Consider the following 21,382-nt stretch of genomic DNA (forward strand, 5'->3'; position numbering starts at 1 on the left):
ATGGTTCCCGGGGGTCACTTGGGTAGTTTCGTGGCCATCTTGTTGGCGATCAGCCGAGCCTGGTTGATGACCCCGGGCGCGCAGACGTTGACGTCGAACACCACGTTGGACACCGCACTCAGCACGTGCTGGCAGATCACCGGGCTGTCGGCCAGCGTGCGGGTCAGCGCAATATTGGGCGGGTTGCCGCTGAGTTGCCCGAACGTCCATTCCGACGTCTTGCCGCTGTTGACCTGGGTCACCGACTTTCCGGCGCAGTACTGCCACGACTCCGCCTGTGCGGCAACGAAATCGGCCGCCTGCCGGGCGGAGGCGAAAACCGCCGATCCCTGGACCACCACATAGCCGGGATTGGCGTTCGGCTTCTGCAACAGCTGCGCCGACATCCCGGTGTAGCCGCTGCTCTTATACGTCCGCGTCTGGAAACCGATGAGGGCGCCCAGGCAGCGTTCGTCGGACAACGAGTTCTCCGGGCCCGGGTCCTTCATCTCCGAGACGTTGTGGTCCAGAAGGATGCCGGTAGTCCCGACGCTGGTGTTGACCTCCTGCTCGGTGAGCAGCAGCGACCCGAGTTGCGCCGCGGTTACCAGCGGCGCCGCCGACGGCGCGGCGGTGGTGGTGACGGCCGCACTGCCCGCGGCGGGCGAGGTGGCGGTGCTGCTTGCCTCGTTTCGTCCACCGCCGCCGCGGCTGCCGCTGATCAACCAGATGCCGGCGCCGGCCAGGAGCACCACCACTACCAGCGCCGCGGCCGGCAACAACCACCGGTTGCGGCGTGGTGCCGGGGCCGGCCGCCACTGCGGCGCCGGGTGCGCGGGTCCCTGCGGCGGCGGTGCCGCGTACGTCGGATGCGACACCGGTGGCGTCCAGTGCGGTTGGGTGACCGGCCCGCTGGGCGCCGGGAGCGGCGGCGGCGGGCCGGGATGCTGGGTGTGCTCGATGATGGTGGCCGCCCGATCCCGGTCGGGCGCGCTGAGCGCCTCTCTGGCTGCCCGGGCCAGCTCACCGGCCGTCGAGAACCGGTCCGCCGGATTCTTGGCCATGCCGCGGTCGATCACCCTGTCGAACGCCGCCGGGATATCGTGGCGCGCCTGGCTGGGCCGCGGGACGGGCTGCATCATGTGCGCCGCCATCAGTGCGCTCAAGTTCTGCGTCTGGTAGGGCGGTGACCCGGTGAGACTCTCGTACAGCACGCACGCCAGCCCGTAGATGTCGGATCGGTAGGTGGTCTCGTCGTCGGCGAACCGCTCGGGCGCCATGTACCGCCAGCTGCCCACCGCGGTGCCGGTTTTGGTCAGTTGTTGGTCCGTTGCCGCCGCAGCGATGCCGAAGTCGACCAGGTAGGCGAAGTCATCACCGGTGATCAGGATGTTCTCCGGCTTGATGTCGCGGTGGATGACACCGGCGCGGTGGGCGGCGTCCAGCGCGGCGGCCACCTGGGTGATGATCGCGACGGCTCGCGGGGGGGGAAGCGCGCCGGTGCGCGCCAGCAGCGACCCGAGGTCCTCGCCCTCTATGAAGCGCATGTCGATGTACAACTGGCCGTCGATTTCCCCGAAGTCGTGGATCGGCACGATGTGGGGTTCCTGCAGACGCCCGGCGGTGTGCGCTTCGCGCTGCATGCGGCGCCGGAAGGTGTCGTCGGAGTTCAGTTCCTGAGACATCAACTTCAGCGCGACGGTGCGGTCCTTGACCGTGTCGTGGGCTTCGTAGACCTCACCCATCCCACCACGGCCCAGCAGTCGGCCCAGCCGGTACGGGCCGAACTGACGGCCGGTCCGCGAGGTTGGCGACGTGTCACTCATCGGTGTGCATCGACTCCCGGATCTGCGCCAGGCGCTCGGCGGCCGCCCGCTGACGCTGCTGGTAATCCTCTTCGACGGACCGGCCTTCGGTCGTCTCCGCCGCCAGTTCCTCGGCCCCCAGTGCGGCGCCGTAGCGCGATTCGATCTTCTCGCGCACCGAATCGAACGTGGGCACCCCGGCGCTGTCATAGCCGGGGTCGGGGACAGGAGCGCTCGGCTGTTCGGGCATGCTCGTCACGTTACTTGGGCTGCCGACGGCCGAAATAACGCACCATCGGGTGCCGACGCACCGAAGTCAGCTCCCGGGCGGCCGGGAAGTGTCGCGGCCACGCGTGGGGTCAGTGCGGCTTGGCCAGCGGGAAGGGCAGCGTCTCGCGGATGCTGCGCCCGGTGATCAGCATCACCACCCGGTCGACGCCCATGCCCAGCCCGCCGGTGGGCGGCATCGCGTATTCCATCGCCTGCAGGAAGTCCTCGTCGAGTTGCATGGCCTCCGGGTCGCCGCCGGCGGCCAGCAGCGACTGCTCCTCGAGACGGCGCCGCTGTTCCACCGGATCGGTGAGTTCGCTGTAGGCGGTGCCCAGTTCGACGCCCCACGCCACCAGGTCCCAGCGCTCGGCGACGCCGCGCCTGCTGCGGTGCGGCCTGGTCAGCGGCGACACCGAGGTGGGGAAGTCGATGTAGAAGGTGGGCTGTTCGGTGCGCGCCTCGACCAGGTGCTCGTAGAGTTCCAGCACCACCGCGCCGGCGTCCCAGTAGGCGCGGTAGGGGATGCGGGCGGCGTCGGACAGCTTACGCAGTCGGGCCAGGCCGGTGTCGGGATCGATCTGCTCGCCCAGGGCTTCGGAAACCGCGTCATGGACGGTCTTGACCGGCCAGACCCCGGAGATGTCGACCGGTTCCAGACGGCCGCTGTGGCTAACCGAATCATCCTGAGTCCTGGGCCGCATCGCGGTCTGTGCGCCGTTGGCGGCCTGGGCGGCGTTCTGGATCAGTTCGCGGCAGCCGTCGATCCACACCTTGTAGTCGGCGTGCGCCTGATATGCCTCCAGCAGGGTGAACTCGGGGTTGTGGCTGAAGTCGACGCCCTCGTTGCGGAAGGCCCGGCCGACCTCGAAAACCCGCTCCACGCCTCCCACACAGAGCCGTTTGAGGTACAGCTCCGGGGCGATGCGCAGGTACAGGTCCATGGAGTAGGCGTTGATGTGGGTCACGAACGGCCGGGCGGTCGCCCCACCGTGCACCTGCTGCAGCATCGGGGTCTCGACCTCGATGAATCCCTTGCCGAACAACGTTTCCCGGATCGACCGCAGTACGGCGCTGCGGGCGGTGATCAGGTCGCGGGACTCGGTGTTGACGGCCAGGTCGACATAGCGGGTCCGCACCCGGGCCTCGGGGTCGGTGAGCCCTTTCCACTTGTTCGGCAGCGGCCGCAGGCACTTGCCGATCAACCGCCAATCGCTCACGATCAGCGATCGGGTGCCCTTGTCGCTGAAGCCCATGTGCCCGGTCGTCTCCACCAGGTCACCGAGGTCGATCGCGGCGTTGAAGTCAGCGGCGCGGCCGTGCCGCAAACGTGAATTGTCCAGTAGCACTTGCATTTCCCCGGACCAGTCGCGCAGCTGGGCGAACAGCACGCCGCCGTAGTTGCGGACCCGCAGAATGCGCCCGGACACCACCACATCGGCGTCGTCGGCGGCCTGCAGTGCCTCGGTCACCGTGTGACTGGGCGGTTGGCCGACCGGATAGGCGTCAATGCCGTTGTCGCGCAGCTTCTTCAGCTTCGCCAGCCGCACCCGCACCTGCTCGGGCTGGCGGCGGCCCGACTCGTCGTGTTCGGGGATCTCGGCATCTTGCAGTCCGCTGACGTCCGGTGCGGTGCCGTCAGGGTGCAACAAGCCGGTCGCCACCAGCGGCTCCGGCACGGCGGGGTGATGACCGGTGTGCACCTTGTCGCGCCGACTGAACGGCAGCACTAGGAAGCCCTCGGCGATCACCGAGGCGACGCCGACCCGCGGGATCATCCGGGCGTCCTCGTAGCAGGCGTAACGGGGCACCCATTCGGGTTGATACTTGGCGTTGGAGCGGTAGAGGGTTTCCAGCTGCCACCACCGCGAGAAGAACACCAGCAGGCCACGCCACAACCGCGCTACCGGTCCCGCGCCGAGCTGCTCGCCCTGCTCGAATGCCGAGCGGAAAACGGCGAAATTCAACGAGATTCGGCTGATGCCCAGACTTTCGGCGTGCAGCGTCAGCTCGCTGACCATCAGCTCGATGGTGCCGTTGGGTGACTCCCGTGATCGGCGCATCAGGTCCAGCGAAACGCCGGTGGCGCCCCAGGGCACCAGGGACAGCATCGCAACCACCTCGCCGCCCGGGTTGACCGCCTCGACCAGCAGGCAGTCGGCGTCGGCGGGATCGCCCAGCCGGCCCAGCGCCATCGAGAAGCCGCGTTCGGTTTCGGTGTCGCGCCAGGCGTCCGCCCGCTCGACGGTTTTCGCCATCTCGTCGGGGGAGATGTCGCGGTGCCGCCGGATGCGCACCGTCAACCCCGCGCGCCGGGCCCGGGTGACCGCCTGACGCACGCCGCGCATCTCGGGCCCGGACAGCTTGTATTCGGCCGGCCGCAGAATGGCCTCGTCGCCCAGCACCAGAGCGTTGAGTCCGGCCTCGCGGAACACCTGGGCGCCTTGGGAACTGGCGCCCATCACGCCGGGCGCCCAGCCGTATGTCTGGCACAGCTGCAGCCACGCGTCGATGGCCTGCGGCCACGCTTTGGGGTCACCGACGGGGTCGCCGCTGGCCAGGCAGACGCCGACTTCCACCCGGTAGGTGATGGCGGCGCGCCCGCTGGGGGCGAAGATCACTGACTTGTCCCGCCGCGTGGCGAAGTACGCCAGCGAGTCGTTCTTGCCGTACAGCTCGACGAGCCCGCGGATCGCGGATTCGTCCTCGCCGGTCAGTGCGTTGTCCGCGCGCTGGGACAAAAACAGCACGATCGCGGCGGCGATCAGGGCGAACGCGCCGAACAGTCCGAATATCGCGTTCAGGAAGACATGCGGGCGCCCGGTGAACACGTCGGAGTCGATCAGGCCGAATCCGATCACCCGGTTGGCGACGTAGGGCAGCCGGTCCTGGGGCGCCAGCGTGCCGGGAAACATCTCCACCAGGGCCCACGACGCGAGGATTCCGATCGCCCCGCCGACCACCAGCACCGCGGCCGCCCGGAACAATGCGCCGCGGCGCACCTTGGCCCAGAATTCCCGGTAGCCCAGCACCAGCAGGACAGTGGCCACGATGTGAAAAGCGAAGCCGAGGTTCTCGCCGAACGCCTCGGCGGGGGTGTTGCCGCCCGCGGCGATGTCGGCGGCGTTGATGCCCGCGGAGACCACCATGTTGCCCAGCAGCACCACCCAGGCGATGCGTTTGCGCGCGGTGAGCGCCGCGGCCAGCAACGCGAGCACGAACGACCAGGCGAAGCTGGTGTCCGGGAAGTTGAACAGGTAGCTGTTGATGAATTCGCGCGGCTCGTGGATGAGCCAGCGGATCAGCGGCGACAGACTGGCCAGCAGCGACACGGTTGCGATGACGCCGACGGTCCAGCCGGCCACCGCGGGCAGCCAGTGGTACCGGGATGACGGCCGGCGCACCGAGCGAGGCTTGATGAGTGTCACAGACGGCGAGGATATGCCCTAAATCTACGAAATTCCTGGTGTTGCGGCCCGTCCGCAAATGGGCGCGTTGCCGAGCCGAAGTGTAATTGCTGTTAGACTTACCGCTGCGACCATCCCGGCGAACGCCAGGGAACGTTAAGTGGAGTCCCACTCCCACCGGAAGCCGTACAGGCTATTCGGTCCGGTCACAGGCATCTACGGTGCCTGGTCTGCGCTTGACGCAGGCGGCTGGAGCTGTCCAAGCCGTGATCGGTCGGCATTGGGCCCTGCTTCTGCAGGGCTTTTTTGCTGATGGTTGGTGTGTCCCCACCGCTGTTTCCGGCTGTCCAGGACTGGACCGCACTGAAACCCAAGCCAACGAGGGAGGCCCCATCAGCACTGAGACCCGCGTCAACGAGCGCATTCGCGTGCCTGAAGTTCGATTGATCGGCCCCGGGGGAGAGCAGGTCGGCATCGTGCGTATCGAAGACGCACTCCGCGTAGCCGCGGACGCCGATCTCGACCTTGTCGAAGTTGCTCCCAACGCCCGACCGCCGGTCTGCAAGATCATGGACTACGGCAAGTACAAGTACGAGGCGGCGCAGAAGGCGCGCGAATCGCGCAAGAACCAGCAGCAGACCGTCGTCAAGGAACAGAAGCTGCGACCCAAGATCGACGACCACGACTACGAGACGAAGAAGGGCCACGTGGTCCGCTTCCTCGAAGCGGGTTCCAAGGTCAAGGTCACCATCATGTTCCGCGGACGCGAGCAGTCGCGGCCCGAACTGGGTTACCGATTGTTGCAGCGTCTGGGCTCCGACGTGGCCGAGTACGGGTTCGTCGAGACGTCGGCCAAGCAGGACGGGCGCAACATGACGATGGTGCTGGCACCCCACCGCGGCGCGAAGACTCGCGCCAAGGCGCGGAACGAGGGCGAGACCGCGGCCAAGCCGCCTGAGGACAACCCGTCGGCGAACTGATCGTCTGCAAGAACCAAGAACAAGAACCACGAACCTGAAGAAATCGAGGGAACATGCCCAAGGCCAAGACTCACAGCGGGGCCTCGAAGCGGTTCCGGCGCACCGGAACCGGCAAGATCGTCCGGCAGAAAGCAAACCGCCGGCACTTGCTCGAGCACAAGGCCACTAAGCGCACCCGGCGGCTGGACGGTCGCACGGTCGTCGCGGCCAACGACACCAAGCGGGTCAAGTCGCTGCTCAACGGCTGACCGGCGTTCGCACCCCACCCCTTGACCGATTCCGGGCTGTTAGAGCCCGACCAAAGTTTGAACGAGAGTAGGAACACCCATGGCACGCGTGAAGCGGGCGGTCAACGCCCACAAGAAGCGGCGCAGCGTCCTGAAGGCATCGAAGGGCTACCGCGGTCAGCGGTCCCGGCTCTACCGCAAAGCCAAAGAGCAGCAACTGCATTCGCTGAACTACGCCTACCGCGACCGTCGTGCCCGCAAGGGAGAGTTCCGCAAGTTGTGGATCTCGCGGATCAACGCCGCCGCGCGTGCCAACGACATCACCTACAACCGGCTGATCCAGGGCCTCAAGGCCGCGGGTGTCGAGGTCGACCGCAAGAACCTCGCCGACATCGCGATCAGTGATCCGGCGGCGTTCACCGCGCTCGTCGAGGTCGCCCGCGCCGCGCTGCCCCAGGACGTCAACGCTCCCTCCGGAGAAGCTGCCTAACCGGCTGGTCGCGGGCTGTGCAGGCCGCGCTCACCGAACGTTCGGCCCGGGTGGCCGCGGCGGTCAAGTTGCACCGTCACGTGGGCCGGCGCCGCGACGGGCGGTTCCTGGCCGAGGGATTCAACCTGGTGCAGGCGGCTGCGGCGCGCGGCCTGGTTCGTGAGGTTTTCGTCACCGAAGACGCCGCGCGCCGCCACGAGGCGCTGCTGGCAGCACAGGCCGCACCGGTGCACCTGGTGACCGAGCGCGCCGCCAAGTCGTTGTCGGACACCGTCACACCGGCAGGTCTGGTGGCCGTGTGTGAGATTCCGCAGACCACGCTCGACGAGGTGCTCGACAGCTCGCCGAGGCTGATCGCCGTCGCCGTCGCAATCGGTGAACCCGGCAATGCCGGCACCTTGATCCGGATCGCCGATGCCATGGGCGCCGCGGCGGTGGTGCTGGCCGGACACAGCGTGGACCCGTACAACGGCAAGTGCTTGCGTGCCTCCGCCGGCAGCATCTTCGCGGTTCCCGTCATCGTTGCCCACGATGCCGCGGACGCGTTGGGCCGGCTGCGCGCGGCCGGTCTGCAGTTGCTGGCCACCACCGTGGACGGGGAGATCTCCCTGGATGACGCCGACGGGCTGCTGGGCGACCCGACGGCATGGTTGTTCGGGCCGGAATCCCACGGGCTGCCCACCGAAATCGCGGTCCAGGCCGATCGCCGCCTGCGTATCCCGATGGCCGGAGCAGCGGAGAGCCTCAATGTTGCGGCCGCGGCGGCGATCTGCCTGTATCAGAGTTCGCGTGTGTTGCGGCTGGGGTCGCGCGGCTGAAAACCTCAAGCCGCCCGGCTGCGTCCCCGGGCCGGTCGCAACCCAGCAATTGACAAGGTGTTGTGCACCAGCGAACCCGCGCGCTCCATCAACGCTTTGGCCGGGTCCAGCGGTGACCGGGGGCGCGGCGGAAAGTAATGCATGGGCAGGCCGCGCCGATCCCGCGGCGGTGCCATGAACGCGGGTGCCTCGACCAGTGGCGCGTCGCTGCGGACCCGTCCTTCGGCGCGGCGGTAGGCGGCCAGCGCGCGGGGGTGCAGCCGGATCTCGTCGGGCACGGCCAGGAAGGCCAGCTCGACCATCTTGCCGAACACGCGCAAAAGGATCTCGTCGCCCGGCGTCCAGTGCATCCCGGCTTTCTCTCGCACGGCGGGCTCGAACAGGCCGGCCGCGATCCAGCGCTGACCGGCCACCAGCGGCTTGAAGATCTGGTCCCAGACGGGAGTGGGCATCAGCACGAACTTCGGCTTGGGAATGCGCATGTTGAAGATGTCCAGGGTCGCCTGGTTGATCTCCAACTCGTCTCGGCCCACGCGCTCCCAGTACTCCTGGAATTCGTCCCACGATTTGGGCACCGGACGCATGCTCATCCCGTACATGCGGTACCACTGCACGTGCTCGTCGAACAGCTGACGCTTCTCGGCCTCGGTCAGGCCGCCGCAGAAGTATTCGGCCACCTTGATGACGAGCATGAAGAACGTCGCGTGCGCCCAGTAGAAGGTCTCGGGGTTCAGGGCGTGATAGCGGCGGCCCTCGCCGTCGACTCCCTTGATGGTGGAGTGGTAGCCCTTGATCTGCCGGCCGGTCTGGGCGGCGCGGTCGCCGTCGTAGACCACACCCATGATCGGGTACACCGAGCGGGCCACTCGCTGCAGCGGTTCGCGCAGCAGGATGGAGTGTTCTTCGACACCCGCGCCCAGTTCCGGGTACATGTTCTGGATCGCGCCGATCCAGACGCCCATCATCCCGGTGCGCAGATCTCCGAAGTACTTCCACGTCAGCGAGTCGGGCCCGAGCGGGTCAGCCGGCGTCGTTGCCGATGTGACTGTCATGACGGCCTCCAAAGCGCCTGTACTGCGATCACGATAAGCGTTGACAACGTGCGTTGTCCACGATTTCGGCATACGCGTCGCACCGTCGTTACCCACTCTCCACAGCGCCGCCGTAACCGCGTGATCAGCATGTTTGTCGCGTCAGCGCACACGGGGTGGCGCAGCCCTCGTTGCCCGGGTCAGTCCGGACCAAATACCCTGGCCGGGTGGAGGTCGCGCCCGACGGAGCAAAGTCCGGCTCAGCCGACGAGACCACGACGGCGGTGGCCGAAGACGCTCCTCGACGGCGGTCCCCGGCCAGGTGGCTCCGCAACACCAACCGCAGCCCAGGCGTGGTGAACTTCGTCAAGCGGGCCCGGCGCTTGCTGCCCGGCGACCCCGAATTCGGCGATCCGCTCTCGACGGCCGGTGAGGGTGGTCCCCGTGCCGCGGCCCGCGCCGCCCACCGGTTACTCGGGGATCGCGACGCGGCATCGCGCGAGGTCAGCCTGGGTGTGTTACAGGTGTGGCAGGCGATGACCGAGGCGGTCTCGCGCAAACCGGCAAACCCCGAAGTGACGCTGGTGTTCACCGATCTGGTGGGTTACTCCTCGTGGTCACTGCAGGCCGGCGACGAGGCCGCCTTGGCCTTGTTGCGGCAGGTGGCGCGCGCCGTCGAGTCTCCGCTGCTGGATGCCGGCGGACACATCGTCAAGCGCACGGGCGATGGCATCATGGCGGTCTTCCGGCGCCCTGCCGTTGCGGTCCAGGCCGTCATCGCTGCCGAGGAAGCCATCAAATCCGTTGAGGTACAAGGATATACACCTCGGATGCGGGTCGGCATCCACACCGGACGGCCGCAGCGGCTGGGTTCGGACTGGCTGGGCGTCGACGTCAACATCGCGGCGCGGGTGATGGAACGCGCCACCAAAGGCGGGATCATGATCTCGAGTCCGACTCTTGATCTGATACCGCAAAGCGAGCTGGACGCGATGGGCGTCACCGCCCGGCGGGCGCGCAGGCCGATGTTCTCCAGCAAACTCACCGGCATCCCACCTGACTTGGCGATATATCGCCTCAAGGTTGGTAGGCACTTGACAGCTGGCGATAACACGGATGAGACAAATGTCCATGCATAGTGGAAGGTGATGTTTTCCGAGATTTTCGCCCGGCTGTTCCGGGTTCGCTTCACCGTGGCCTACATGGCCACGTTATTCGGTGTCAGCATCACCATGCTGATGCTGAGCCCGCAGGCCCACGATCGGCTGATCAGGCACGCCAGCACCAATCTGCACAACCTGTCGCACGGCCGGCTGCACACGCTGCTCGGTAGCGCGTTTGTGGTCGAGGCGGGTCCGCTGTGGTTCTGGATGCCGTTTTTGACCTGTCTGCTGGTGCTCGCCGAACTGCACCTGCGCACGGTGCGGCTGATCGTGGCGTTTCTGGTGGGTCACATCGGGGCCACGCTCGTGGTGGCCGCTGCGCTGGCCCTAGCGGTGAAGATGGGCTGGATGCCGTGGACGATCACCCGCGCCAGCGACGTCGGGATGAGCTACGGCGCGCTGGCGGCCCTGGGTGCGTTGACTGCCACCATCCCGCGGCCCTGGCGACCGGCGTGGATCGCCTGGTGGATTTCGTTGAGCGTGACGGCCGCAGTCGTCGGGGGCGACTTCACCAACGCAGGTCACGCGGTGGCCGTCCTGCTGGGGGTGCTGATCTCGACTCGCTTCCGTGCGCAGGTCCACTGGACGCCGCTGCGCTGCTTCATGTTGCTGAACTCGGCGGGGTTCGGGTTCCTGATCCTCGCGCACAGCACTGCGTCGATGGTGGCCGGAACGGTCGTCGGTGCGCTCGCGGCCGTGGTCGCGCACCTGGCCGCACGCCTGTTCGGGTCCCGCGATCCCGGCGGCGACCAGCTCAGCGAGCGCCCGGTGCCCGCGATGAGCGTCAACGGGTAACGCACCCGACAGCTCCATGTGACGGCGGCACGCATCCCCGCGGTCCGCGGCGGCGCCACCTTGACTAGGATCGGCACTTGCGTCACAGCGTGCCGTGAACCCACCCGGCGGCGATGCGGGCTAACCTGAGGCCCCTCGCGGCGGGAACAGCCGACCAGCCCCGTCAGCAAGGAGAGTGCCGCCGCGTGGGTGATCAACCCGTCGATCTGTCGCCGGAAGCCCTGGCGAAAGCGGTCGAGGCCGCCCGGCAGGCCATCGCGCGCGCCGACAGCCTGGATGCGCTCGCGCACACCAAGACCGAGTATCTCGGCGACCGTTCCCCGTTGGCACTGGCCCGGCAAGCGCTGGGCAACCTGCCCAAGGACCAACGCGCCGACGCCGGTAAGCGGGTCAACATCGCGCGCAGCGAGGTCCAGCGCAGCTACGACGAACGCCTGGCCACGCTGCGCGCCGAGCGGGACGCTGCGGTGCTGGTCGCCGAACGCATCGACGTCACGTTGCCGTCGACTCGGCAGCCCACCGGCGCGCGGCATCCGATCACCATCCTGGCCGAGCACGTCGCCGACACGTTCGTTGCGATGGGCTGGGAGTTGGCCGAGGGTCCGGAGGTCGAGACCGAGCAGTTCAACTTCGACGCCTTGAACTTCCCGCCGGACCATCCGGCCCGCAGCGAGCAGGACACGTTCTACATCGCTCCGGAGAATTCGCGGCAGCTGCTGCGCACCCACACCTCGCCGGTGCAGGTGCGCACCCTGCTCGAGCGGGAGCTGCCGGTGTACATCATCTCGATCGGCCGTACCTTCCGCACCGACGAACTCGACGCCACCCACACTCCCGTCTTCCACCAGGTCGAAGGCCTGGCCGTGGACCGTGGCCTCACCATGGCGCACCTGCGCGGCACCCTCGATGCGTTCGCACGGGCCGAATTCGGTGCCCAGGCCCGCACCCGGATGCGCCCGCACTTCTTTCCGTTCACCGAGCCGTCGGCGGAGGTCGACGTGTGGTTCGAAGGCAAGAAGGGTGGCGCGGACTGGGTGGAATGGGGCGGCTGCGGCATGGTGCATCCCAACGTGCTGCGGGCTGCCGGCATCGATCCCCACGAGTACTCGGGTTTCGCCTTCGGCATGGGGTTGGAGCGAACCCTGCAGTTCCGCAACGGCATTCCCGACATGCGCGACATGGTGGAAGGTGACGTCCGCTTCTCCCTGCCGTTCGGGGTGGGCGCCTGATGCGCGTTCCGTACAGCTGGCTGCGTGATGTGGTCCGCGCCGGCGCCCCGGACTGGGACGTCAGCGTAACCGAGCTGCAAGAGGCGCTGGTCCGGGTCGGGCACGAGATCGAAGAAGTGATCGAGCTCGGTCCGGTCGACGGGCCCTTGGCCGTCGGCCGGGTGACCGACATCGAGGAACTCAGCGGATTCAAGAAACCCATCCGCGCCTGCCTGGTCGACGTCGGTGCCGACCAGCCGCAGGAAATCGTTTGTGGCGCAACAAATTTCAAAGTGGGTGACCTGGTTGCCGTGGCGCTTCCGGGGGCCACGCTGCCCGGCGACTTCAAGATCGCTGCACGCAAGACTTACGGCCGCAACTCCAACGGCATGATCTGTTCGGCGGCCGAACTGGGTTTGAGCGCCGACCATTCCGGGATCCTGGTGCTGCCGCCGGGCACCGCCGAGCCAGGAGCGGACGCGACCGTCGTCCTGGGCCTGGACGACGTCGTCTTTCACCTCGCCATCACACCCGACCGTGGCTACGCGATGTCGGTGCGCGGGCTGGCCCGCGAAATCGCCTGCGCCTTCGACCTGAAGTTCGTCGACCCCGCCGAAGTTCCGCCGCTGCCCGTCGAAGGCGAAGCGTGGCCGCTGACCGTCGACCCGGCGACGGAGGTGCGCCGGTTCGCGCTGCGCCCGGTCGTCGGGATCGATCCGGCGGCGGTGTCACCGTGGTGGCTGCAGCGACGACTGCTGCTGTCCGGCATCCGTCCCACCTCGCCGGCCGTCGACGTCACCAACTACGTGATGATCGAGCTCGGCCATCCGATGCACGCCCACGACCGGGCCCGCATCACCGGAGGCTTCGCGGTGCGCTTCGCCCGCCCCGGCGAGACCGTGATCACCCTCGACGACGTCGAACGCAAACTCGAACCCGCCGACGTCCTGATCGTCGACGACGTCGCAACCACGGCCATCGGCGGCGTCATGGGCGCGGCCAGCACCGAGGTGCGCGCGGACTCCACCGAGATCCTGCTGGAAGCCGCCGTCTGGGACCCGGCCGCGATCTCGCGCACCCAGCGCCGGCTCCACCTGCCCAGCGAGGCCGCGCGCCGGTACGAGCGCGCGGTGGACCCGGCCATCTCGGTGGCCGTCCTGGATCGCTGCGCACGGCTGCTCGTCGACATCGCCGGGGGAGTTGCCGAGCCGAGCCTGACCGACTGGCGCGGCGACCCGCTGCGGGCGGATTGGTCACCACCGCCGATCCAGGTGACCGCCGACCTGCCGGCCCGCGTCGCGGGCGTCGACTACCCGCCGGGCACCACCGCGCGTCGTCTCACCCAGATCGGCGCCCGCGTGGCCCAGGACGGGGATACCCTCACCGTGACTCCACCGAGCTGGCGCCCGGACCTGCTGCAGGTCGCCGACCTCGTCGAGGAAGTGCTACGGCTGGAGGGGCTGGAAGCCATACCGTCGGTGCTGCCCGCCGCACCCGCGGGACGCGGCCTGACGGCTACCCAGCAGCGCCGCCGCGCGATCGGCAAGTCGCTGGCCCTGTCGGGCTACGTCGAGATCCTGCCGACGCCGTTTCTGCCGGCCGGTGTGTTCGACCTGTGGGGGCTGCCGCCCGACGACGCTCGCCGCACCACCACCAAAGTGGTCAACCCGCTCGAGGCCGACCGCCCGGCGCTGGCCACCACGTTGCTCCCGGCGCTTCTGGAAGCATTGGGCCGCAACGTGTCCCGAGGTTTGGGCGATGTCGCGCTGTTCGCCATCGCCCAGGTGGTCCAGCCGACCGAACAGACCCGTGGCGTCGAGTTGATCGCGGTCGATCGCCGGCCCACCGATGCCGAGATCGCCGCGTTGGACGCGTCGCTGCCGCGCCAGCCGCAACATGTCGCCGCGGTGCTGGCCGGGCTGCGTGAGCCGCGCGGGCCGTGGGGCCCGGGGCGCGCCGTCGAGGCGGCCGACGCATTCGAGGCGGTGCGCATTATCGCCCGCGCCAGTGGAATCGACGTCACGCTGCGGGCGGCCCAACATCTGCCGTGGCATCCGGGTAGGTGCGCCGAGGTGCTGGTCGGCGACACCCTGGTCGGTCATGCCGGCCAGCTGCATCCTGCCGTCATCGAACGCGCCGGCCTGCCCAAGGGCACCTGCGCTGTCGAGCTGGATCTGGATGCGATACCGACCGGCCGGCAACTGCCGGCGCCGCGGGTGTCGCCGTTCCCCGCGGTATTCCAGGATCTCAGCCTGGTGGTGGCCGCCGACGTACCCGCTCAGTCGGTCCTGGATGCCGTTCGTGACGGCGCGGGGGCACTGCTCGAGCACATCCAATTGTTCGACGTGTTCGTCGGGCCCCAGATCGGCGACGACCGAAAGTCACTGACGTTCGCCCTTCGTTTCCGCGCGCCGGACCGCACCCTGACCGAGGACGACGCGAGCGCGGCCCGCGACGCCGCGGTGCGCTGCGCGGCCGATCGGGTCGGAGCCTTCCTGCGCGGCTGACGACGCTGCGGGATCGCTGTGGAAATGGCACGTTTTCCCGCGCGTAACCTTTTGTCGCCACTAGGCTCCGTTTCTCGTCGGCCACATCGGGTGACCTCCGACATTGATCGAGTGGAGCTGCTGATGTCCTTCCTAGTCGCCACCCCCGATCTGGTTACATCAGCGGCCGCCAATCTGGCCGGCCTGCGCACGGTGTTGGAGGACGCCGCTGCCGCGGCAGCGGGCCCCACTACCGGTGTGGCGGCCGCCGCTGCCGACGACGTGTCGGCCGCGGTCTCGCGGTTGTTCGGCACCTACGGCCAGCAGTTCCAGGCTCTCAATGCGCAGGCGACGGCTTTCCACGCGCAATTCGTCCAGACTCTGAGCGCCGGGGCGGCGTCCTATGCGGCCGCGGAGACCGCGGCCGCATCACCGCTGCAGTCGCTGCTCGACGTGGTCAATGCACCCACGCAGTCGTTGCTGGGCCGCCCGCTGATCGGTAACGGCGCCGACGGCGCGGCCGGGACGGGTTCCGGGGCAGGCGGAAACGGCGCGCCCGGCGGGCTGCTGTACGGCAACGGAGGCGCCGGCGGTACTGGCGGGCCGAACGGCGGTGCCGGCGGCAACGGCGGAGCCGCCGGATTGATCGGTAACGGTGGTGTCGGTGGGGCCGGCGGAACGGACGGGCTCACCGCGGTCGGCGTCGGTGGGGCCGGTGGCAGGGGCGGGTTGCTGTTCGGCGCCGGTGGTGCGGGCGGTGCCGGCGGCATCGGCACGATCATCGGCGCGGGCGGCGCGGGTGGTAACGCCGTGCTGTTCGGCGACGGCGGCAGCGGGGGCAGCGGGCCCTCCGGCGGCACCCCCGGTCACGCCGGGGTTTTCTACGGCAATGGCGGTAGCGCCGGGGCCGGGTCGGGGCTGGCGGGTGCGGACGGCGGTTTCATTGGCAACGGTGGTGCCGGTGGGTCCAGCCTTACCGCTGCCGGCGGTGCCGGTGGAAACGCCTTCTTCGGACACGGCGGCGACGGCGGGTCGAGCAGCGCGGCGGGAGGCGGCAGCGGCGGCAGCACCTTCGTCGGCAATGGCGGGGCCGGCGGGAACGCGGGCGGCACCAACAGCGGAAGTGGCGGTGCCGGCGGCAACGTTGGATTGGTGGGCTTCGGCGGCGCCGGTGGAGCCGGCGCTGCGGGCTCGACCTCCCTGCTGTCCAGTCAAACGGGTGGGGTCGGCGGAGCCGGCGGCAGCGCCGGCCTGTTGTTCGGCAATGGTGGTGGCGGTGGGATCGGCGGTAATGGCGCCAATAACACGCCCTTGACCAGTGCGGGCAACGGCGGCGCCGGAGGCGCCGGAGGCCACGCTGGCTTGTTCGGCAACGGAGGTACTGGAGGTACGGGAGGTACCGGCGGAAACAACACGAATTCCAGCACCCTGACGGGCGGTCCAGGTGGGACCGGCGGCGTGGGCGGCGCGGGCGGTACCGGCGGCTTGCTGGCCGGCAGTGGGGGAGACGGCGGCCTCGGGGGTGTCGGCGGCTCGACCGCCCGCACCAACCTGGCCGGTGGTACCGGCGGTGTCGGGGGCGCCGGTGGTGGCACGGCATTGTTCGGTGCCGGTGGTGCGGGTGGGGTCGGTGGCTCCGGCGGACTCGGGGCGGGCATCGGTGGCGGCGGAGGCGCCGGCGGCAACGGCGGCAACGCCGTCGTCTTCGGCGGAGACGGCGGAGTGGGTGGCGCCGGCGGCGCACCGAACGGGGTCAGCGGAGCTGCCGGCCAACCGGGCCACAGCTTGTTCAGAGCGCTGGGGCTACCCGCTGCGGCGGCCGCCGCGCCGGGCCTGGCCGCAAGCGTCCCGATCTTGCAGCCGTACGAAGACCTGCTCAACAACACGGTCGCCAACCTGCGCAGCATCGGCACGGCATACCTCGCTGACCCGTCGCCGTTCCTTCAGCAGATCCTGGCCAACCAATACGACTACGGGCGGCTGACCCTGACGTCGCTCACCAATGCGGCCCGCGACTTCACCATCGGCGTGGCCGGAATCCCGTTCAGTTTGCAGGTGGCCTTCCAGGATCTGCTGGCGGGAGATACCAGCGGTGCGTTGCGCGCAGTCGGCGGGGCGGTGCTGAATACCCTTGTGACCGGTCTGAACGCTTCCGATCTGTCGAACATCAAGCTGGTCGGCACCCTGGGTGATCTGCTGCCCATACTGAGCATCCCCGGCGACTTCGCGCAGAACGTCACGAACGTGATCAACACCGCGTTGGACACCAATATCGCGGCGGTGATCAATGCCGCGACGCTCAGCGGCAGCATCACATTCGGTCTTCCGCTGGCGCTGGCCGTCGACGCCCTGGGAGCGCCGCTCACCAGCACGATGGCGACGGTCAGCAGCGCGACGACGTTCATCGGCGCGCTTCAGGCGGGCAACATCTCGGCGGCCTTGACCTCACTCGTCGACGCTCCGGCAGCCATCACCGACGCCTTCCTCAACGGTCAGGTGACGCTGCCGCTGGCGTTGTCGCTGTCCGGATTGCCTCCGGCGACCATCGGTGTTCCGGTCGGCGGCATCCTCTCGCCGCTGCGGCCGTTCACCGCAACCGTGAACCTGTCTCCGCTGCCGCCGATCTCCATCGTGCTCGGCGGTACGACCACCGGCGGCATCGTCCCGGCGCTGCTGGGTTACGCACCGGCGCAACTCGCAGCTGCGATTTCGTAGCGCCACACGCCGGCACTTCCCGCCCGAACGAAAATTCGGGGTTTGAACGCGACGTCATTGGGGTAACACCCGCCCGAATGCCAGGCGTCGACGGGAGATGGCTGTGTCGTTGGTAATCGATCCGGGACTGGTAGCGACGGCAACGGGTCAACTGGCTGATATCGGTGCCTCAATAGGTGAGACGGCGGCGGCAGCGTCGGCACCGACGACGCAGATCGCGGTCGCTGCCTCCGACGAAGTCTCCGCGGCGGTGGCGCGGCTCTTCGGCACGCTGGGAGCAGAATTTCAGCAGGCCAACGCCCAGGCCGCGGCATTTCACGCCGAGTTCGTCCGTGTTCTGAGTACCAGCGCGGCGGCGTATATCGGAGCTGAGATAGCCAACGCTGAGAAGCAGCTGCTGGACACATCGGCCGCAGCAGCCGCGACCGATCCACTCGGCGGATTACTCGGCAGCATTCTCGGAGGTGGAACCAGCACCAGCGGCACCGGCCTGGGCGGCCTGCTCGGCGGCTCCGGCGGGCTGCTGGACCCGATCCTCTTCGGTGGCACCGGCGGTCTGCTGGGCCCGCTCATCGGCGGCAACGGCGTGCTGACGTCGCTGGTCGGTAACGGGCCGTTCGGATCCATATTGAACTCGGCCGGGCAGCAATTCGGCGCCGGTATCTCCGCACTGATCGGCGGCACCGGCGGACAGTTCCTCACCGGCCAATTACAGGGGCTGGGCTCCCTGCTGTTCCCGGGACTCTTCCCGACCACCGGTGTAGTGACCACGGCCCCCGCCGTTGGCGGGGCGTGGCAGCAGCTGTTCATCAACACCGGCAACAATCTGGCCGCGCTAAATGCCGCGTTTGCCGCCGACCCGTTCCCGCTGCTGCGCCAGATCGTCGCCAACCAGCAGGGCTACGCGATGCAGATCGGCGCCGAATTGGCCTACGTCGCACAGCATCCTGCCCTCGTGGGGCAGGCGAGCTTGGCGTACCTGATGTCGGGCGGCCCGGCCTTGGCGGTGCAGACTGCCGTCAATGGCACGCTCAGCGGCACGGCGGGGAACTGGCAGACGCTCAGCACGTCATTCTCGGCTTTCAATCGGGATTTGTCGGCCAACCTGGCTCATTTCCCGTCGGACTGGGCGAAAGTCAACCAGGATCTGGCTACCGGCCAATACCATCTCGCGGTCACCGATGGGACGTCGGCGGTGCTCAACGTCTTCCTGAGTGGATTCGACACCCATAATCTGGCCGACATCAAGCTGGTGGGCCCGGTGGGAGACCTCTTCCCGGTGATCAGCCTGCCCGGCCAGAACCTGAGCGGCCTCAGCACCTTGATGCCGGCTCATTCCGTGCCCGCCCAGATGACCAACAACCTGGGCAGATTCTTTACCGCGCTGGCGGATACGAGCGTCTCGACAACAATCAGCGGAACAGTCAACCCCCCGGCACTGGTGCTGGGCGCGAACTTCGGCTTGCCGCTCTCACTCCTGTTCGGCGTCGCGGGGGCGCCGGTTGCCGGACTCAACGGGCTCGCCACCGCCGGAACGGTGATCGGGGGAGGCATCGCGACCGGAAACCCCGTCCAGGTGGCTGGCGGACTGGTCGACGCGCCGGCATATGTGTTGAACGGTCTACTCAACGGCGAGGCAATTGTGGATGTACCGCTGCCCGTCACGTTCGATGTTCCTATCCTCAGTACCCTCACCGGGCCCATCAACATTCCGGTCGTCGCGCACTTGCCCTTCAACGGCCTCCTTGTCCCGCCGCATGCCATCACGGCGACGGTGCCGATATCCGTGCTTGGGATCTCTATCCCGATCAACCTGACCTTGGGCGGGACGAAGTTCGGCGGGCTGTTCCAACTGTTGGCCAACACCGGATTCCGCACACTCGCCGACTCGATCGCTAACTGAGTAGATCTGCCCTATCCAGACGGGTGGTGCCGCGCTGCTTGGCGGCACCCGTTGGTCGAGCAGTGCCTAGCCGTTGATGTGCCTAGCCATTGTTGCTGCGCCACAAACGAATTCGCGGATCCCGCGGCCTGAGGTTTGCGGGGACGGCCACGGCACCAGAAGTCCGCGGTGGTTAGACCGACCAGACTTCCGGTGCCGCGCCGCTGGGGATCTTGTTGCTACGTCCCGACGGAAACGCCGATGCTGGCCTGCAGCGCCAGTTGGAGGTTGAGCAAGGCGTTGCTGAGCGAAACAGCGAGGTCGAGGGCGGTGTGGTTCAGCGCTGTCAGGATGGAACCGCCAGTTTGGGTGAGACCGGTGAGGGCACCTGCGAGGGTGGCTCCCAACACCCCACCGGTCTGGCCGAATCCCGACAGTCCTGCACCGATGCTGGCATTCAGCGCACCGCCCACCACGTTGCTGACCTGGGCGACGGCGTTCGCCCAGATGTTGGCCAGCGCCATCCCGGTCTGGCCGGTGCCGCTCAGTGCGGCAAGCAGGTTGTTGGTCAGACCTGCGCCAACCTGTGCCAGACCGGTCAACCCGGAACCGAAGGTGGCAGAGAGCGCCTGGCCGGCGTCCACCAGAGCTGAGACGGCACCGTTGATCGATCCCGACAGCGCCGCACCGATGTTCGCGCTGATGTTGGCGGTCAACGAAGCGTTCAGGCCGGCGAGGCTGGCGTTGATCATCGCGCTGAAGTTCGAAAGGCCGCCAGTGATGGCCGCATTCAAAGCCGGAAGCCCGGCGCTAAATGCTGTGTTGATGGCGGCGTTCAGGCTGCTCAGGCCTGTCCCAAAGGCTCCATTCAAGGCTGCGGAGATGGTCGTGAGCCCGTTGAGTCCGGCGCCGAAGCTGCTCGACAGGGCGTTGTTGAATGCCGCGTTGAGGGCGGGCAGACCCGCGCTCAGGGTGCCCGCCAGGGTCTGACCGGCGGTGATGAGGCCGTTCAAGCCGCCACTGAAGACACCGGTGATGGCTGGCAACCCGCCATTGATGGCGATGCTGAGTCCGTTGAGTCCGGTGGAGATGGCGCCATTGAACGCTGCAGACAATCCATTCAGCCCTACGCCCAGGCTTCCCGACAACGCTGCGTTCAGTGCAGCTGACAGTTCCGGCAGGTTTGGCAGCGTGGGCAGGGTGAAGGGGGGCAGGGTGAAGGGGGGCAGGGTCGGGAAGGTGAACGGCGGCAACGTCAATGACGGTAGTTGGGCTGCCAGGTTGGCGCCGAGGTTGATCAAGGTGTTGATACCGCCGGTGATGGCCCCACCGATGTTGGGCAGGGTGAACGGCGGCAGGGTGAAGGGGGGCAGGGTCGGGAAGGTGAACGGCGGCAACGTCAATGACGGCAGCTGCGCTGCCAGGTTGGCGCCCAGGTTGACCAGCCCGCTGATACCGGCGTTGATCGCTCCACCGATGTTGGGCAGGGTGAACGGTGGCAGGGTGAACGGGGGCAGGCTCGGGAAGGTGAACGGCGGCAACGTCAATGACGGTAGTTGGGCTGCCAGGTTGGCGCCGAGGTTGATCAGGGTGTTGATACCGCCGGTGATGGCCCCGCCGATGTTGGGCAGGGTGAACGGCGGCAGGGTGAACGGGGGCAGGGTCGGGAAGGTGAACGGCGGCAACGTCAATGACGGCAGCTGCGCTGCCAGGTTGGCGCCCAGGTTGACCAGCCCGCTGATACCGGCGTTGATGGCCCCGCCGATGTTGGGCAGGGTGAACGGCGGCAGGGTGAACGGGGGCAGGCTCGGGAAGGTGAACGGCGGCAACGTCAATGACGGCAGCTGCGCCGCCAGGTTGATCAGGGTGTTGATGCCGCCGGTGATGGCCCCGCCGATGTTGGGCAGGGTGAACGGCGGCAGGGTGAACGGGGGCAGGGTCGGGAAGGTGAACGGCGGCAACGTCAATGACGGCAGCTGCGCTGCCAGGTTGACCAGCCCGCTGATACCGGCGTTGATCGCCCCACCGATGTTGGGCAGGCTGAACGGTGGCAGGGTGAAGGGGGGCAGGGTCGGGAAGGTGAACGGCGGCAACGTCAATGACGGTAGTTGGGCTGCCAGGTTGGTGCC

At 68.1% G+C, this 21,382-nt stretch carries 15 protein-coding genes; 10 read left to right on the forward strand and 5 right to left on the reverse strand.

The features are described 5' to 3' along the window. Positions 1 to 14 precede the first annotated feature (14 nt). The 3 genes from MKCMC460_RS14065 to lysX all read right to left on the reverse strand — a co-directional run bounded on the left by MKCMC460_RS14065 (position 15) and on the right by lysX (position 5,479). A complete protein-coding gene (locus MKCMC460_RS14065; RefSeq protein WP_238305892.1) occupies positions 15 to 1,805 on the reverse strand; it encodes a serine/threonine-protein kinase PknH/PknJ in 1,791 nt (596 codons plus the stop codon). Continuing rightward, complete coding sequence (locus tag MKCMC460_RS14070; RefSeq protein WP_236975181.1) at positions 1,798 to 2,034, reverse strand: hypothetical protein; 237 nt, start codon at positions 2,032 to 2,034, stop codon at positions 1,798 to 1,800. Before MKCMC460_RS14070 ends, MKCMC460_RS14065 begins: the two co-directional genes overlap by 8 nt. Positions 2,035 to 2,143: 109 nt before the next feature. Further along, positions 2,144 to 5,479 carry a bifunctional lysylphosphatidylglycerol synthetase/lysine--tRNA ligase LysX gene (lysX, locus tag MKCMC460_RS14075; protein ID WP_255730576.1) on the reverse strand — a complete coding sequence of 1,112 codons (3,336 nt, stop codon included), beginning with the start codon at positions 5,477 to 5,479 and terminating at the stop codon, positions 2,144 to 2,146. A gap of 371 nt (positions 5,480 to 5,850) precedes the next feature. Here lysX and infC point away from each other — a divergent pair, with 371 nt between their 5' ends. The 4 genes from infC (at position 5,851) to MKCMC460_RS14095 (ending at position 7,973) form a co-directional block, all read left to right on the forward strand. Continuing rightward, entirely contained in the window at positions 5,851 to 6,438 is a 588-nt protein-coding gene (gene infC, locus MKCMC460_RS14080) for a translation initiation factor IF-3 (protein WP_236984166.1), read from the forward strand. A 53-nt stretch (positions 6,439 to 6,491) separates the two neighbouring features. Then, positions 6,492 to 6,686 (forward strand): 50S ribosomal protein L35, encoded by a 195-nt coding sequence (rpmI, locus tag MKCMC460_RS14085; RefSeq protein ID WP_236975179.1) that lies wholly within the window; start codon positions 6,492 to 6,494, stop codon positions 6,684 to 6,686. 79 nt (positions 6,687 to 6,765) lie between these two features. Next, positions 6,766 to 7,155 carry a 50S ribosomal protein L20 gene (gene rplT / locus MKCMC460_RS14090; RefSeq protein ID WP_236975177.1) on the forward strand — a complete coding sequence of 130 codons (390 nt, stop codon included), beginning with the start codon at positions 6,766 to 6,768 and terminating at the stop codon, positions 7,153 to 7,155. 17 nt (positions 7,156 to 7,172) lie between these two features. Next, positions 7,173 to 7,973 carry an RNA methyltransferase gene (locus tag MKCMC460_RS14095; protein ID WP_236975175.1) on the forward strand — a complete coding sequence of 267 codons (801 nt, stop codon included), beginning with the start codon at positions 7,173 to 7,175 and terminating at the stop codon, positions 7,971 to 7,973. 5 nt (positions 7,974 to 7,978) lie between these two features. On the opposite strand, the gene MKCMC460_RS14100 is transcribed toward MKCMC460_RS14095, so the two are convergent. Continuing rightward, positions 7,979 to 9,025: an oxygenase MpaB family protein gene (locus tag MKCMC460_RS14100; RefSeq protein ID WP_236975173.1), complete on the reverse strand. Its 1,047-nt coding sequence runs from the start codon at positions 9,023 to 9,025 to the stop codon at positions 7,979 to 7,981. Between the two features lie 206 nt (positions 9,026 to 9,231). On the opposite strand from MKCMC460_RS14100, the gene MKCMC460_RS14105 reads away from it, so the two are divergent. The 6 genes from MKCMC460_RS14105 to MKCMC460_RS14130 all read left to right on the forward strand — a co-directional run bounded on the left by MKCMC460_RS14105 (position 9,232) and on the right by MKCMC460_RS14130 (position 19,274). Further along, positions 9,232 to 10,143: an adenylate/guanylate cyclase domain-containing protein gene (locus MKCMC460_RS14105; RefSeq protein WP_236975170.1), complete on the forward strand. Its 912-nt coding sequence runs from the start codon at positions 9,232 to 9,234 to the stop codon at positions 10,141 to 10,143. Positions 10,144 to 10,152: 9 nt separating this feature from the next. Further along, entirely contained in the window at positions 10,153 to 10,962 is an 810-nt protein-coding gene (locus tag MKCMC460_RS14110) for a rhomboid-like protein (protein ID WP_238305894.1), read from the forward strand. Positions 10,963 to 11,147: 185 nt separating this feature from the next. Beyond that, positions 11,148 to 12,191, forward strand: coding sequence for a phenylalanine--tRNA ligase subunit alpha (gene pheS, locus MKCMC460_RS14115; protein WP_236975168.1), 1,044 nt, complete (start codon positions 11,148 to 11,150; stop codon positions 12,189 to 12,191). Next, positions 12,191 to 14,677, forward strand: coding sequence for a phenylalanine--tRNA ligase subunit beta (gene pheT, locus MKCMC460_RS14120; protein ID WP_238305896.1), 2,487 nt, complete (start codon positions 12,191 to 12,193; stop codon positions 14,675 to 14,677). The genes pheS and pheT overlap by 1 nt, the downstream gene beginning before the upstream one ends. A 123-nt stretch (positions 14,678 to 14,800) precedes the next feature. Then, positions 14,801 to 17,371 carry a PE family protein gene (locus MKCMC460_RS14125; protein WP_238305898.1) on the forward strand — a complete coding sequence of 857 codons (2,571 nt, stop codon included), beginning with the start codon at positions 14,801 to 14,803 and terminating at the stop codon, positions 17,369 to 17,371. 103 nt (positions 17,372 to 17,474) lie between these two features. Beyond that, on the forward strand, positions 17,475 to 19,274 hold the full coding sequence (locus MKCMC460_RS14130; RefSeq protein WP_236975160.1) for a PE family protein: 1,800 nt from the start codon (positions 17,475 to 17,477) through the stop codon (positions 19,272 to 19,274). Between the two features lie 218 nt (positions 19,275 to 19,492). Here MKCMC460_RS14130 and MKCMC460_RS14135 read toward each other — a convergent pair whose 3' ends face one another. After that, positions 19,493 to 21,346 (reverse strand): hypothetical protein, encoded by a 1,854-nt coding sequence (locus MKCMC460_RS14135; protein WP_238305900.1) that lies wholly within the window; start codon positions 21,344 to 21,346, stop codon positions 19,493 to 19,495. Positions 21,347 to 21,382: the final 36 nt, after the last annotated feature.

It is taken from the genome of Mycobacterium sp. 20KCMC460 (assembly GCF_022179425.1).
Classification (GTDB): Bacteria; Actinomycetota; Actinomycetes; order Mycobacteriales; family Mycobacteriaceae; genus Mycobacterium; species Mycobacterium kiyosense.

Coding starts and splice junctions, on each gene's coding strand:
- MKCMC460_RS14070 (WP_236975181.1), bottom strand. CDS start 2,034: ATGCCCGAACAGCCGAGCGCTCCTGTCCCCGACCCCGGCTATGACAGC.
- rpmI (WP_236975179.1), top strand. CDS start 6,492: ATGCCCAAGGCCAAGACTCACAGCGGGGCCTCGAAGCGGTTCCGGCGC.
- MKCMC460_RS14125 (WP_238305898.1), top strand. CDS start 14,801: ATGTCCTTCCTAGTCGCCACCCCCGATCTGGTTACATCAGCGGCCGCC.
- MKCMC460_RS14065 (WP_238305892.1), bottom strand. CDS start 1,805: ATGAGTGACACGTCGCCAACCTCGCGGACCGGCCGTCAGTTCGGCCCG.
- MKCMC460_RS14100 (WP_236975173.1), bottom strand. CDS start 9,025: ATGACAGTCACATCGGCAACGACGCCGGCTGACCCGCTCGGGCCCGAC.
- rplT (WP_236975177.1), top strand. CDS start 6,766: ATGGCACGCGTGAAGCGGGCGGTCAACGCCCACAAGAAGCGGCGCAGC.
- pheT (WP_238305896.1), top strand. CDS start 12,191: ATGCGCGTTCCGTACAGCTGGCTGCGTGATGTGGTCCGCGCCGGCGCC.
- MKCMC460_RS14110 (WP_238305894.1), top strand. CDS start 10,153: ATGTTTTCCGAGATTTTCGCCCGGCTGTTCCGGGTTCGCTTCACCGTG.